A 14113-nucleotide genomic window follows, 5' to 3' on the forward strand; every position below is an offset into this window, starting at 1 on the left:
GGTTAGATGCCTGAGAGGATCGGCTGCGGGGGTTTAGCTGCGGGGTAACGCGGTCATGGCGACGATGCGAGCGGAGCGGCGGCTGGCAGCCATAATGGCCGCAGATATCGTCGGCTACTCGCGCCTCATGGAAAGCGATGAGGCGGCCACGCTTGCAGCAATCAAGTCGCTACGGGCGGAAGTCATCGATCCGCTGCTCACACAGCATAAAGGCCGGATCGTCAAGCTGATGGGCGACGGGCTGCTCGTGGAGTTCAGCTCCGTCGTCGATGCCGTCACCTGTGCCGTGGCAATGCAGACAGGCGTCGCCAAGCATCAGCCGGAGACCTCTCCCGATCGGCGCATAACCTTTCGCATTGGCGTCAATCTCGGCGACGTCGTTGTCGAAGGCGACGACCTGCTCGGTGACGGCGTGATTGTGGCCGCCCGCCTTGAGCAACTTTGCCCACCGGGCGGCGTGCTGGTCTCGGGCACCGCCTATGATCACATGAAGGGCAAACTCAACCTGCCGCTCGACTATGCGGGCGCGCAGCAGGTCAAGAACATCTCGTCGCCCGTCCGCACCTACAGCGTCAGGATGGAAGGGGTGAAGCCGGGCTGGCGTTTGCGCACACGCCGTTATCGCCGTTACCTGCCCACGGCGGCGGCCATCCTTATCTCGCTCGTCATTGCCGCAGCCGGATTCATGTGGCTGCGGCCGGTGGACACTGCCGCGGCCAAGGCCTCGATTGCCGTGCTTCCCTTCAACAATATCGGCGGCGATGAGACGACCGGGCGGTTTGCCGATGGGATAACGGAGGACATCATCATCGACCTCTCTCGCTACCGGGAAGTCGATGTGATCGCCCGCAACTCAACGGCCGTTTACAAGGGCAAGCCCGCGGATATCCGAAAGATCGGCGAGGAGCTGAACGTCCGCTACGTGCTTGAGGGCTCGGTGCAGCGGCAAGCCGAGCAAATTCGTGTGACGGCGCAGCTCGTGGAAGCGGAAACTGCCGCACAGATCTGGTCCGACCGTTGGGATCGCCCGGTCGAGGATCTGTTCGCGGTGCAGACCGAAATCTCGGAACAGGTCACCCGCCGTCTGCTTGACTCCAAGGGCGCTATCCTGACCTCAGAGCGCGCAGCCGCACACAGGTCGAGCCCCCAGAACCTTAGCGCCTACGAGCTTTATGTGCGCGGGCGCGAAGCCATGCACAAATTCACGAAAGAGAGCGTCACCGAAGCGATCTCCCTCCTCAAACAAGCAGTAGAAAAGGACCCGACGCTTGCGAGAGCGTGGGTCGAACTTTCTGCTGCCTATTATTCCTCGGTCGACTTTGGCGCGGAAGCTGGCATAGCGAAGGCCGATGCCCTGAGCGCGGCAGAACGCGCGGTCAGCCTCGATCCCTGGACGCAAACGCCCATGCTCAACTCGCTCACCTCGTTGGAAGTCAGGGTGAATTCGAGCGCTCAAGAACGGAGTTCGATACAGCGTTGCGCCTCAATCCGGGCTCGGCCGACATCATGACGACCTATATCAGCTGGGCGAGCACCTTCGGCCAGCCTGAGCGGGGCGCGGACCTTGTCGACCAAGTAATCCGACTCAACCCCGACTATCCGGCCTGGGCGACTGGCCCCTTCAGCTACGCCTATGTGATGGCCGGTCGGTACGAGGATGCGCTGCGCATCCTCGAGCAGCAATCACCTGAGAACTACAACAGGTTCTCGTGGGTTTACCGGGCTGTCAGCAACGCGGCGCTCGGCAGGCAGGAAGAGGCGAAGGCTCTCGTCGCGAAGACGCTGGAGCGGCACCCCGACCTTACCATCGAAACCTTCACCGGCGGGGCCGGATGGAGCGACAAGGAAAGGGAGCTGCTGCTCGGGGCGATGCGGCAGGCAGGTTTCCCGGCATGCGCCAAACCCGAGCAGCTGGAGGACATCGAAACCGGGATCCGCCTGCCGGAGTGCACGGCTGCCGCTGCAGAATAGAGCACTTTGCAATCTGGAACGCCTGCTCGGGGTATTCCTGCGATTCGAACTCGATCCCAAATATAAGAGATTGATCAGCCCCATGATCGCGACGATGCGGCGGAGGGCGTCGGCGGGCCTTGTCTGCATTTCGTATCTCCACCGCGAACAAGACCAGACAAGATCGTTAGAAGGGGTTTCATCGGCGGCTCCAACGTGCGTACTGGCTTTCAGCAGGGTCCTGCGTGGCATACGGTCCCTTTCGCGCCTTCGCTCCCGGTGGCCGATCCGGCCCGAACTTGATTCGCATGGGTGGGGTTGGTCACGCGCAAAAGAGTTGCGCCAGACTTGACCAGGGGGGCGGCAGCTCCATCACCGTGAGCGATCTGGCCGAGAGGTCGATCGGCTAGCTGCCAGTCAGGATCACATCCATGATCGATGTCGAGGAATGCCAGCGGCAGCAGACGACAAAATTAACGTCTGCTCGATGCATACCGACGTCATTTGCGACTTGCGACGTCAGCGATCTCGGTCCTGTTGCGTTGGTCAGATGGGCGCTGCGCTTCGGCGACGACGACATCATGCAGTCCAGCGTTCGAAGAGTCCGTAATGCGTTGGCGCTGATGCTCAGGCCGGCGCGAGCGGCTTCAGCTCGTCAGCCTTTTCGTAGATCTCGATGTCCCAGGCGAGAAGCCGCAGGGCTTTGCGACCGCAAGTCCGGCGATTCCTGCACCGATAATGACTGTCTGCCCTGATGCGTGCACGTGGGAAAGCGGCTACTTGCCAAGGACATTGAGGACTTCGACTTCACCGACACGCCCATCAACGAGGCGCTGATCCGCGAGCTTGCCAATGGCACCTTCATTGCCGACCAGCGCAACGCCGTCCTCATCGGCGGCGCCGGAACGGGCAAATCGCATCTCGCCATCGCGATTGCCCGGGCGCTCATCCGTAACGGAGCGCGCGGCCGCTTCTTCAACGTCGTCGATCTCGTCAACCGGCTCCGCACAAGTGGCCAATTGCTCTTCCACCTGATCAGCCGGCTCTACCATTCGCCGAAGGCCAGGTTGGTGGTGACGATGACAGCTCGTTATCGCTCGGGGAGCGTCGCGTGACAGACGCAAAGTCTCGTAACCCTCATCATTCACAGATGATAGTGCTGCCTGAAGCCAAAGAATTCGTGGAGGCCGGCTGTCTTCGGCGACGCCAAGATGACGACGGCGTTGCTCGACCGAAATGCTCGCGAACCGCTTCAGCCGTTTCCTGCAAGGGACATTCGATCCCGTAGTGACTCGCCACTGAGCATCATGGCCGCACGTGGCTGCCTGCATTCGTGACGAGAATGCGCCACGAGCGGCAACCCTCGATCAATTGGCTGCCACGACTATTCACGTTGGAGTTGCCGGCCTGCAGCTCTCTCGGAGTCGCCAACGCGTTGCAGTTGATGACCACTTTGAGGTCGGGGGAGCGGAATGCCAGCTTTGCAGCCTCTCCGAAGTGGACCCGTCAGGTTCCGGCCAACTGCGGCCATTCGTGAACTAGCGGCCGATGGCCGCTTCTGGGGCTAGGCGGTCAGAGAGATATTCCTTATTGCGGTGGACTTCGTTGGAGCGGCAAGCATTGCTGTCGGGACCGGGCGACTACCCGGCCTCGGCCCGCCCAGTGCGGGCTCCACTCAGTACAGGCATTGAACGATCCGATGTCGGTATTGATGGAGAAAAGCAATGCGCATTATCGAAACTGACCAAAGCGAAAGCATCGGCGCTGGCGAACCCGAGAACATTTCACTTCGAGTGGAAGGGACGTCGCGGAAGCGCCTTCGGAAGCTGCCTGCCACGCCGGTAGATGTCGCGCGCAAAAGTAAGGACCCCAAATCTGCGGATACGAAGACGGACACCGTCTTGAAGAAGCTTCGATTGGCCAAGGGTGCTACCGTCGTGCCGGGCGAACCAATCGAGGCTGCGCATCAGGCCGGCCAATTTCCGCTACTCGCACGGCGGCGCGGGTCTTTTTTTGAGATCGGTGATGAAGGCACTGCCTTCCACTTTCTAATTGGCGACCGACTTCTCGAAATCGAGGCCGTAAGCGATTTTCGCCATCTCGGCGTTCAACCGCTCCAGCTTAAACCCGCTACCGTATCGCCCCGACATGCCCCGCTCGGCGTGCCCTTGCAACGCATTCATCACCGCCGTATCGACTTCGGCATCCCGGCAAGCATCTTCGAAAGTGTGCCGGAAGCTATGGAAATTGTTCTTATCTCGCTTCACACCAGCCGCTTTGATGAGGCGTGCGAAGAGCTTTGAAGCTGGCCCCGAGCGGTTCTTGGCATGACCGATCTCGATGTCCGGGAATATGCGATGATCAAGGTTCTTGACCCGCGCCACGAACTCCAAGAACCCTGCTTTGACTAGTGTAGGATGCACCGGAATTCGGCGATTTGAGCTACGCGTTTTCACCCGGTTCTCTCCATCACCTTTGACGTCGAAAAACGTCACATCGCCGAGCGTCTGGATGTCGCCGCGACGGAGTTGCACGATCTCCATCAGCCGCGCGCCAGTGTAGAGTGCAACCAACGGGACCCAGAACTTCCCGGATAATTCCAGAGTTTGAGAGCCAGGCTGTAGCCAATGGTGTTCAGATTTCGCGCCTTTGAAGGGTGGCGCGCGGAATATCCGCTTCAATTCGTCTAGACTGAACGGATCACGTTCTTCGCGAGCGACGGTGTCAACTCGCGGCTTCAGTCCTTCAAACGGGTTGGTCTGGACCTCATCGAAGTTCTTTTTCGCCCAGATGAAGAGCGATGACACCGCGTCCATTTTCAGGGCGACGTTCTTTGCAGTCGGCTTCAACGTGCCTTCGGCCTCTGCCTTCTCAGCGATAGCAACCAAACCGAGATTCTTGAAGGCCATCTTCTTGTGGGCGTTCGGTGGAATGTTGAAGAGGACATCCTTGAAGCGCTTCGCGTCGGCCTTGGCGTAGACCCCAACTGGGTGATCGCCGCATATTTCGATAAACGCCTGCACAGATGCTTTCCGTTCATCGCGGGTCTTTTCGACCCATGAATTGGTGCGCGCCTTTTCGGCAATCCAGTCAGCCAAAACGAGCGACAGGCGGGGTCCCCCTGAGCCACGGTTGGCGCTGGTCGGCACCTGTGCACTCGTTCGTCCGTCGCCGCGCTCTGCGGGCGTACTAGGCGCTACTGCGGCACTCTCGATACCGGCATCTGGTTCGCCCGCGATGATGGCTCCCAAAGCGTCAATCTCGGCACGGGCAAGAAGCCGCGCGAGGACAAGCTTGCGGGCCGGATCAATGCCGGGGGAACGCTCTTCAGCAATCACCGCCAGTTCACTCAGTTTACCAATCGCCAGCATGCGGCGAAGTTCGGCAATGCGACCCGTGGCACGGGAGCGAACGATGTAACCCATGATCTTATCAAGGTCGCCGTCCTCAACCAGATGATCGAAGTACCGTGACTCCGGCAGCGCGACCAGTTCGCCTTTCCAAAGCAGTGACGGCTCCGCATAGGCGGCTTCGAAGAGTCGAGCGCGATCGGCAAATTCCTTATCGCTGACGTCGCTAGCATGCCGCCGGGCTATCTCTGCGAAGCTGAGCGATGGTTGTGGAGTGGCAGGCTGGGTTTGTCGCGCGATCTTAGCTCTGTGATCATCAAACCGCCGATTGATCGCGGACACCTCGTCATGGAGCTTCCGCCGTGCCTCCTTGAAATCCCTAGTGCGCAATGACTTCGTTTCGAACCGCTTGCCATAGGTCTCAACGATGTTCGTAGGCACGCGAACATGCACATAGAACATGTCGTTCCGCTTGATCAGGCTGCTTGGCATCTCCATGTCGTCCATTCCTCTCTTGTATCACAGACTGTATGACAGTCGAGGGGAAGAAACCCTTGAAAACCAGCACTTTGAGAAGAATCAATCGCTTAGGAAAGAATGGTGCCCAGAGGCGGATTCGAACCACCGACACGCGGATTTTCAGTCCGCTGCTCTACCAACTGAGCTATCTGGGCCTCGCCGGCAACGAGATATCGTTGACCGGATTTCAGGAAAGCGCCGTGGGCGCCCCTTGAAAGCGCGTGGGTTATAGCACGGGAATTCCGCCTGTCCAGCGCCTAAGCGTTGATTTCAGGTGGGAAACGCCAAGCGTTCTGGAACACCGATCATCTGCCGTGGCGGCAGCGAGGTAGCCGCCGCAAACGGGCCTATTTCGGCCCGTCCGCATCAGGCTCTTCCTCGTCGTCGCGGGCGGTAATCACATAAGCGCCCTTCAGCCAGCGATTGAGGTCGATGTCCTTGCAGCGCGTCGAGCAGAACGGATAGGTCTCGCGCGCCGATGGCTTGCCGCATTCGGGGCAGGGGCGCTTCGGGCGCAGCGGCGTCACCTTGTCGTCCAGGCTCATGGCCGCGCGGCGAGCCAGCTGGTGTGGACTTTGAAGCCCTCGCCGGAAAGCAGCGCCACCGTCTCGTAGAGCGGCAGGCCGACAATGTTGGTGTAGGAGCCGACCAGCTTGACGACGAAGGAGCCGGCCAGGCCTTGCACGGCGTAGCCGCCGGCCTTGCCGCGCCATTCGCCGGAGGCGACATAGGCGTCGATCTCCTCGCGCGGCAGCCGCTTGAAACGCACCCTGGTCTCGACCAGCCGCAGGCGCTGCTTGCCGCCCGGCGTGATCAGGCAGATGCCGGAATAGACCCGGTGCGAACGGCCGGACAGCAGGCCGAGGCAATTCACGGCATCGTCGAGCGTCTCGGCCTTGGGCAGGATGCGCCGCCCGACGGCCACCACCGTGTCTGCGGCGAGCACGAAGGATGGCGCATGGTCGTCTTCGCTCTGCAGCGAGGCGAGCGCCTTTTCAGCCTTCTCCTTCGACAGCCGCTTGGCCAGCGAGCGCGGATGCTCGGCGCGCAGCGGCGTCTCGTCGACATCGGCCGGCAAAACGCGGTCCGGCTCGATGCCGGCCTGCTGCAAAAGCTCGATCCGGCGCGGCGAACCCGAAGCAAGCACCAGCTTCTGCAAAATGCTCATCGCGATTCCGGCAGGCTCTTGATCTTACTTGAAACGGTAGGTGATGCGGCCCTTGGTCAGGTCGTAGGGCGTCATCTCGACCAGGACCTTGTCGCCGGTCAGCACGCGGATGCGGTTCTTGCGCATGCGGCCGGCCGTATGGGCGATGATTTCGTGTTCGTTTTCGAGCTTCACCCGGAACATCGCGTTGGGCAGCAATTCCGTCACGACACCCGGAAACTCGAGGACTTCTTCCTTCGGCATTCGATACCTTTGCTTGGATGGCAGTTCCAGCGCCTAGAGCATGATGCCGAAAAGTGTGAAGCGGTTTTCGGACGACATCATGCTCTACTTCTTTGATTTAGAGGCGGATTCAGATTTCAGGTCGAACCGACCTGAAATCATCCGACTCTAGCCGGAATTTTGGCGGAACCTATATGATAATCGTCCGCTTGTGAACACGCTTAATCTGCGGCGTTTTTTGCCTGCGGCGGCAGAAAACGGCCGGATATCCGCGCCTTCAGCCGCTCGCGCACGTCGCGATAGGCGGCCATGATGTGCTCGCGCGTGCCGCCGGCGCCGGTCGGGTCCGGCATCGGCCAGTATTCGACGTCGACGGCGAGCGAGCGGGTGAGTTCGAGTGCGGCGTGATGGGCTTCCGGCGCCAGCGTCACGATCAGGTCGAAATAGTCGTCCTCGAGGTCGTCCATGGTCCTTGGGTGACGCTCACCGAGCGTGAGACCCTCCTCGGTAAGCACCGCGTCGACGAACGGATCGCGTTCACCACGGTGCACTCCAGCCGAGGCGACGAACGTGGCGGAAGGCAGCATGCGCCGCGCCAGCTGCTCGGCCATCGGCGAGCGCACGGCATTCATGCCGCACAGGAACAGGATCGAACGGGGCAGAGGGGCAGGCAGGTCAGCCTCGCCAGTGCAGCACGCAGACCAGCGTGAACAGCCGACGCGCCGTGTCGAAATCGATGTCGATCTTGCCGGCAAGCCGGTCCATCAGCGTTTGCGAGCCCTCATTGTGCAGGCCGCGCCGGCCCATGTCGATCGCCTCGATATGGCTGGGCGTCGAGGAGCGGATGGCGTCGTAGTAGCTTTCGCAGATCAGGTAGTAATCCCTGACGATGCGCCGCAGCGGTGTCAGCGACAGGATGTGGGTGACCACGGCAGCACCATCCTCGCGCGCCACCGCAAACACCAGGCGCGACTCGGCCAGCGACAGCTTCAGCCGGTAGGGCCCGGCGCCATCGTCGTTGATCGGCTGAAAGCTGTTTTCCTCGATCAGGTCGAAGATCGCTACCGCGCGCTCATGCTCGACGTCGGGCGTCGAACGGCCGATCGATTCGTCGAGTTCGACGTCGATCAGCCTGGCGCGGGTTCGATCGTAGTCAGACATGGCTCTACATGTTCAGCCTGATGGCGACGGAACGTCCATGCGCATCCAGCCCTTCCGCTTTGGCCAGCGCGATCGCCGCCGGCGCCAGCGCCCGGAGCTGCTCCGGCCCGAGCTTCAGGGTCGAGGTGCGCTTGACGAAGTCGAGCACCGAAAGGCCCGAAGAAAAGCGCGCCGATCGCGCCGTCGGCAGCACATGGTTGGAGCCGCCGACATAGTCGCCGATGACTTCGGGCGTATGACGGCCGAGAAACACCGCACCAGCATTGCACATCCTGGACAGGAAGGCTTCCGGATCGTCGATGGCGAGCTCGACATGTTCGGCCGCGATACGGTCGACCAGCGGCAAAGAGGCTTCAATCGTCGGTACCTGGATAACCGCGCCGAAATCGCGCCAGCTTGCCGCTGCCGTCTCGGCGCGCGGCAGGCTCTGGAGCTGGCGTTCGACCGCCTGTTCGACCGCCTTGCCGAAGGCCGGGTCGTCGGTGATCAGGATCGACTGTGCCGACACGTCATGCTCGGCCTGGGCCAAAAGGTCGGCGGCGATCCAGTCCGGGTCATTGCTGGCGTCGGCCACGACCAGAACTTCCGACGGTCCGGCGATCATGTCTATGCCGACGGTGCCGAACACCTGGCGCTTGGCGGCCGCGACATAGGCATTGCCGGGCCCGACGATCTTGGCCACCGGCCCGATCGTCTCGGTGCCATAGGCGAGTGCCGCGATCGCCTGCGCGCCGCCGACACGGTAGATCTCGGACACGCCGGCAATATCGGCCGCCACCAGCACCAGCGGATTGATGATGCCGTGGGGCGCCGGCACCACCATGACGATGCGCTCGACGCCGGCCACCTTGGCCGGCACGGCGTTCATCAGCACCGAGCTTGGATAGCTCGCGGTGCCGCCCGGCACATACAGGCCGACGGCCTCGATCGCCGTCCAGCGCGAACCGAGCTCGACGCCGGCGGCATCGGTATAGAGGTCGTCCTTCGGCTTCTGCCGCTCGTGATGGGAGCGGATGCGGTCGCGCGCGAAGCTCAGCGCCTCGATCGTCGCCGGATCGGCGTCGTCGTAAGCTTTGGCGATGTCGTCCCTGGAGACGGCAATGCCAAGCTTGTTCAGGTCGGCCTTGTCGAATTTCAGCGTGTAGTCGATCAGTGCCGCATCGCCCTCGGCGCGCACGCGTGCGATGATGGCGCGCACGGCGGCATCGACGTCCTCCGACACCTCCCGCTTGGTCAACAGGAAGGCGGCGAAACGCTGTTCGAAATCGGCATCGGACTGGCGGAGCGTGATGGCCATCTTGTGCGCTCAGGCCCTGTGCACGGGGCGCGAGGTGGCTTCCCAGGCGCCGCCAATGTCGGCAAGCCGGGCCTCGATGCACTCGACATCGAGCATGATCGTGCCGCCGCCTGCAAAGATCAGCTCGACGATGCCGGCGGGCTTGCTGATCTCGACGAAGCTGATCGCCAGCAGCGACAGCACCTCGGCCGGCTTGTTTCGGGCAATGCCGTTGGTCTTGGCGCCGAGCACGCGGTCGAAATGCAGCACGGCCTGCCGCCGCTCATTGTGCTGGCGGAACAGGCCGGACTTCGCCTCCCAGACGAAGCGGTTCATGGTCAGCACGAAACGCTTGGCCGCCGGCAGGAATTCAAGGTCGCCAACCTTCATCACGGCGTCCTGGACATGGGCCGAGACGATGCTCAGATCCTGATCGTCGAGGGCGACAAGCTTGAGGGCCATGCGGAATTTGTACCCAAAGTTGGTTTCAGCCTTCTGTTAGAGCATGATCCCGAAAAGTGGAAACCGGTTTTCGGCAAAGATCATGCTCAAAACAAAAAACTGGAGCCTGTTTCGTCTCGATAGTCGAGATGAAACAGGCTCTAGGCGGTCTTTCCGGTCCGTGCAACCGCGACACGGATACTGCCCAAGGCAATCATCTCAGCTTTGCGCTGCCCGCGGCGCCGACTTTCGACAGTTGGTCGTTCCAACACGAGTTGGAGCGTCTTTCGTCGGAAGCGCCGACCTTTCGATCGTCTAGCCGGAAATCCGCTCGATCACCGCGCCGCAGCCGGAGAGCTTCTCCTCCAGCCGCTCGAAGCCGCGGTCGAGGTGATAGACGCGGTTGACCGTGGTCTCGCCTTCGGCCGCCAGGCCGGCAATGACCAGCGACACCGAGGCGCGCAAGTCGGTCGCCATCACCGGCGCACCCTTCAGCTTCGAAACGCCGTCGACGATCGCCGTCTGGCCGGACAGCGTGATGTGGGCGCCGAGCCGAGCGAGTTCCTGCACATGCATGAAGCGGTTTTCGAAGATCGTCTCGGTGATGCGCGACTTGCCCTTGGCCATCGTCATCAGGCCCATGAACTGCGCCTGCAGATCGGTCGGGAATGCCGGGAAGGGCGCTGTCGTCACGTCGACCGGCGCAATGCCGGCGCCGTTGCGCCGCACGCGGATGCCGGAATTGGTCGGCGTGATCTCGGCTCCGGTCTGGGCGATCACGTCAAGCGCGGTCTGCAACAGCTCGGGACGGGCGCCTTCCAGCACGACGTCGCCGCCGGTCATCGCCACGGCCATGGCATAGGTGCCGGTCTCTATGCGGTCCGGAATGACCCGGACGCGGGCGCCGGACAGCGCCTCGACGCCGTCGATGGTGATGGTTGGCGTGCCGGCGCCGGAGATTTTCGCGCCCATGGCGTTGAGGCAGTCGGCGAGATTGACGATCTCGGGCTCGCAAGCGGCGTTCTCGAGGACCGTTTCCCCCTTGGCCAGCGATGCCGCCATCATCAGCACATGGGTGGCGCCGACCGACACTTTCGGAAACACGTAGCGGTTGCCGACAAGGCGGCCGTTCTTGGTCTTGGCGATGACATAGCCGGTGTCGACGTCAAGATCGGCACCCAGCGCCTGCAGGCCTTCGAGGAACAGATCGACCGGACGCGTGCCGATGGCGCAGCCGCCGGGCAGCGACACTTTCGCCTCGCCCATGCGGGCAAGCAGCGGCCCGACGACCCAGAAGGACGCGCGCATCTTCGACACCAGCTCATAGGGCGCGGTGGTGTCGACGATGTTGCGGGCGGAGAAATTGATGGTGCGCGAATAGCCTTCCTGCTGCTTCTCGCGGCGGCCGTTGACCGAATAGTCGACGCCGTGATTGCCGAGGATGCGGATCAGCTGCTCGACATCGGCCAGATGCGGCACGTTCTCCAGCGTCAGCGTGTCGTCGGTCAAGAGCGAGGCGATCATCAGCGGAAGGGCGGCGTTTTTGGCGCCCGAAATCGGAATGCTTCCGGCAAGCTTGTTGCCGCCGACAATTCTGATGCGATCCATGGAAGAACGTCCCCTCGGCCGAATGGCCGGTTTCAATCGTTTGAGTATCGGCCCGTCTAGACCATTGGCCGGCTTGGTTCAAGAAATAGGATTTCCACAGGACCAAGTGTGGCCGGCCAGTGTGGCTGATTTGAGTTAATCTTTTCCCGTTTTGCCCGACGCCTGCAGCCCTTCAGGCCGCTCGTCGGCCGCGCCGGTGCGTCGCGAGCGCGACTGTGCCTTGCGTTTCTGCAGATTGGCGCGCAACTGCTCGGCAAGCCTGTCCTTGCGGCTCGCGCTACTCTTTTTCGCTGGAATTGTCTTGTCGTCCATCGTCCCGTCCTGGCCGGCGACCCGCCAGCCCGGCATTCAGGGATAGCCAACATTGTGGCGCCGCCATGTCATCAAAAGCTATCCGGCCAAGGCTTTCACAGATGCGTTGCGCTTGGCCTTGCGCTTGCCGGTTCTATATGGCAGAAGCCCCGCCATCGGCGGCTGCGGTAGCTCAGTGGTAGAGCACTCCCTTGGTAAGGGAGAGGTCGAGAGTTCAATCCTCTCTCGCAGCACCAGTCTCATCGATCATTCGACCAGATTTGGCGTTTCAGCTGCGGTCGTCGCCTATATGCGACAATTCCAGTCCGTCCCGGGATTGCGACAAACGCTCTTCCGCCGACCGGAACATGTCCTCGAAGGCGAGTTCGTGCTCGAACACGACACCGCCGACGCTGATGGCCAGCACGGCCTCCGCGCCCTTCGGCGCGAAATAGACCTCTGCGACTCGCGCCCGGATGCGTTCGCCGATTTCCTTCGCATCCTGTTCGGTCGCGCCGGGCAGAAAGACGCCGAACATCGACGTGCCGATGCGACCGACCAGATCTTCCTTGCGCACCGACGATTGTATGGTCGAGGCAATGAGCCGCAGGGCTTCGTCGCCCCATTCCAGGCCGAAGCGCAGATTGAGCGACCTGAGATGCTCCGGATGGATCACCAGGAAGGCGCCGGAACGCGGGCCGGTCTGAGCCGGCCTCGATGCCCGTCTTTCGACCAGCGAAGTGAAGACAGGCCCGTTCAGGCAGCCCGTCAGCCTGTCATAGGTCGCCGAACGGTTGAGCTCCTGCCGGTAGCGGCGAAGCTCGATCTGCTTCCAGCCGATCACCAGGAAAAGCGGCAGGCCGATCGCCAGCGGCAGAATCGCTGCCGTGATCATGCTGCGCGCGAACGGCGTCAGCCCCTCGCTGAACAGAAGCAGATAGTTGAGGCTCAGCGAAAGGCCAAGACAGCCGGCGGTCCCCAGAAGGGTCAACCAAGCGACTTCTTTCCACGCATGGGCAGCGCTGGTCGTCATTGTTCTCGTCACCGGCCAATCTCCTGTCGGATGCGCTTGCATAAGGCCTGTGTGTTGCAATTTCGGTTTCGAGGAACCGTACAATTTGATGAATGGGCCAAATGACGTCCCTGCTCGAGCCAAAACATCAAGCCGCGCTTACTCCAGGGGAAAGCTGCGCCGCAACGGTTAACAAAAGAAATATCCGGGGCTTCGCGGCCGGCCGACTATTGCGGCGGTCCGAATATGCCCATGCCGGCAGTCCTGGCCGTAGCCTCTGCCTTGCTGTAGATGCCGCCGGGCGCCGCCATGGCCCAGCCATTGGCCACCAGCCAGGCGCCGACATCCTGCTTGCCGAGCTTGCAGGGCGCGGCAATGGCGAAACGGTCGGTCTCCGGCGGCACGAAGCATTTCAGCGCCCGCCCGCGCAGCCAGGCATTGAAGGCTGCGCGGGCTCGCTGACCGCAAAGCCAGGCCGCCTCGCCAAACGAACAGCTTTGGTCCGGATCGACGCCGAGCGTGCCGCTGATGGCCACCGTCCTGCCCATCGCCTCGAAAGCGGCCGACGAGGTGGCGATCGGACGGTAGAGCAGGGTCTCCCGCCAGTCGTCCGGCATCGGCGTTTCCGGCCATGACGCCAGACCGAGTTCGCCAAGCGGCAGGCGCGGCTCGATCCGCTCGATTGCCGATACTTCGAGCGGCGGCGGTGCAATGAGGTCCTGGGCGATCTTGCGTGCCGGCTGTTGTGGTCCTGTCTCCGGAGGAGATGCAACTGCTGGGATCGGCTGCTCGCCGTCGACAGCCTGTACCGGCGCAAGATTGGGCCGGTCGACCGCGAGCAAGGCACCCGCCCAGATGATCAGCAAGGCCCCGGCCAGCAGTTCGAGGGCTCCGAACGCGATCGCCAGGCCGGGCCTTTGCGCCAGACCCGCGCCGCTCATCGGCCTGCTCGCCTGGCTTCCCGCCGAAGCCGATATCGCCTGGGAAAACGGCATCGATCGTTCGCTGAATCCGTCCGCGCCGGCGATCCTCGCCGTCGGCACAACCATATCACAGGCTTCGGGGAACTACCGCCGTTAAGCCTTGTGCAATCAATGCCACCTAATCTGCGCCTC

Annotated in this window: 14 protein-coding genes, 2 tRNA genes and 1 pseudogene; 4 read left to right on the forward strand and 13 right to left on the reverse strand. The window is 62.1% G+C overall.

The features are described 5' to 3' along the window. The first annotated feature begins 55 nt into the window (after positions 1-55). The 3 genes and pseudogenes from A6B35_RS08845 to A6B35_RS34330 form a co-directional block, all read left to right on the forward strand. Positions 56-1510 (forward strand): adenylate/guanylate cyclase domain-containing protein, encoded by a 1455-nt coding sequence (locus tag A6B35_RS08845; RefSeq protein WP_341872619.1) that lies wholly within the window; start codon positions 56-58, stop codon positions 1508-1510. Next, a complete protein-coding gene (locus A6B35_RS37340; RefSeq protein ID WP_341872618.1) occupies positions 1507-1971 on the forward strand; it encodes a tetratricopeptide repeat protein in 465 nt (154 codons plus the stop codon). The genes A6B35_RS08845 and A6B35_RS37340 overlap by 4 nt, the downstream gene beginning before the upstream one ends. Before the next feature lie 743 nt (positions 1972-2714). Continuing rightward, positions 2715-3185: pseudogene (locus A6B35_RS34330) on the forward strand (ATP-binding protein); the annotation flags it as partial. An 813-nt stretch (positions 3186-3998) separates the two neighbouring features. On the opposite strand, the gene A6B35_RS08855 reads toward A6B35_RS34330, so the two are convergent. The 11 genes from A6B35_RS08855 to A6B35_RS08905 form a co-directional block, all read right to left on the reverse strand. Continuing rightward, a complete protein-coding gene (locus A6B35_RS08855) occupies positions 3999-5807 on the reverse strand; it encodes a site-specific integrase (protein WP_006200930.1) in 1809 nt (602 codons plus the stop codon). Positions 5808-5898: 91 nt separating this feature from the next. Beyond that, positions 5899-5974, reverse strand: a tRNA-Phe gene (locus A6B35_RS08860). Positions 5975-6166: 192 nt separating this feature from the next. Continuing rightward, positions 6167-6364, reverse strand: coding sequence for a DNA gyrase inhibitor YacG (gene yacG / locus A6B35_RS08865; protein WP_006200929.1), 198 nt, complete (start codon positions 6362-6364; stop codon positions 6167-6169). Next, the gene (locus tag A6B35_RS08870) at positions 6361-6987 is read right to left on the reverse strand and encodes a Maf-like protein (protein ID WP_006200928.1); all 627 of its coding nucleotides are present in this window, start codon (positions 6985-6987) and stop codon (positions 6361-6363) included. The genes yacG and A6B35_RS08870 overlap by 4 nt, the downstream gene beginning before the upstream one ends. A gap of 24 nt (positions 6988-7011) precedes the next feature. After that, the gene (gene infA, locus A6B35_RS08875; RefSeq protein ID WP_006200926.1) at positions 7012-7230 is read right to left on the reverse strand and encodes a translation initiation factor IF-1; all 219 of its coding nucleotides are present in this window, start codon (positions 7228-7230) and stop codon (positions 7012-7014) included. Between the two features lie 200 nt (positions 7231-7430). Continuing rightward, a complete protein-coding gene (locus A6B35_RS08880; RefSeq protein ID WP_006200923.1) occupies positions 7431-7841 on the reverse strand; it encodes an arsenate-mycothiol transferase ArsC in 411 nt (136 codons plus the stop codon). A 43-nt stretch (positions 7842-7884) separates the two neighbouring features. After that, entirely contained in the window at positions 7885-8370 is a 486-nt protein-coding gene (locus tag A6B35_RS08885) for a UPF0262 family protein (protein ID WP_006200922.1), read from the reverse strand. A 4-nt stretch (positions 8371-8374) separates the two neighbouring features. Further along, positions 8375-9667: a histidinol dehydrogenase gene (gene hisD / locus A6B35_RS08890; RefSeq protein ID WP_006200921.1), complete on the reverse strand. Its 1293-nt coding sequence runs from the start codon at positions 9665-9667 to the stop codon at positions 8375-8377. A gap of 9 nt (positions 9668-9676) precedes the next feature. Then, positions 9677-10108 carry a DUF2948 family protein gene (locus A6B35_RS08895; RefSeq protein ID WP_006200920.1) on the reverse strand — a complete coding sequence of 144 codons (432 nt, stop codon included), beginning with the start codon at positions 10106-10108 and terminating at the stop codon, positions 9677-9679. Positions 10109-10402: 294 nt separating this feature from the next. Further along, positions 10403-11695, reverse strand: coding sequence for a UDP-N-acetylglucosamine 1-carboxyvinyltransferase (murA, locus tag A6B35_RS08900; RefSeq protein WP_006200919.1), 1293 nt, complete (start codon positions 11693-11695; stop codon positions 10403-10405). 135 nt (positions 11696-11830) lie between these two features. After that, positions 11831-12007 (reverse strand): hypothetical protein, encoded by a 177-nt coding sequence (locus A6B35_RS08905; protein ID WP_139032187.1) that lies wholly within the window; start codon positions 12005-12007, stop codon positions 11831-11833. 161 nt (positions 12008-12168) lie between these two features. On the opposite strand from A6B35_RS08905, the gene A6B35_RS08910 reads away from it, so the two are divergent. Beyond that, positions 12169-12243, forward strand: a tRNA-Thr gene (locus A6B35_RS08910). Between the two features lie 32 nt (positions 12244-12275). Here the strand turns inward: A6B35_RS08910 and A6B35_RS08915 are convergent. Together A6B35_RS08915 and A6B35_RS08920 are read right to left on the reverse strand one after the other, a co-directional pair. Then, positions 12276-13031 carry a GGDEF domain-containing protein gene (locus A6B35_RS08915; protein ID WP_244425885.1) on the reverse strand — a complete coding sequence of 252 codons (756 nt, stop codon included), beginning with the start codon at positions 13029-13031 and terminating at the stop codon, positions 12276-12278. Positions 13032-13225: 194 nt separating this feature from the next. After that, positions 13226-13939, reverse strand: a complete 714-nt coding sequence (locus tag A6B35_RS08920) for a thermonuclease family protein (protein WP_100084756.1) — start codon at positions 13937-13939, stop codon at positions 13226-13228. Between the last annotated feature and the right edge of the window lie 174 nt (positions 13940-14113).

Source organism: Mesorhizobium amorphae CCNWGS0123 (genome assembly GCF_001686985.1).
Classification (GTDB): domain Bacteria; phylum Pseudomonadota; class Alphaproteobacteria; order Rhizobiales; family Rhizobiaceae; genus Mesorhizobium; species Mesorhizobium amorphae.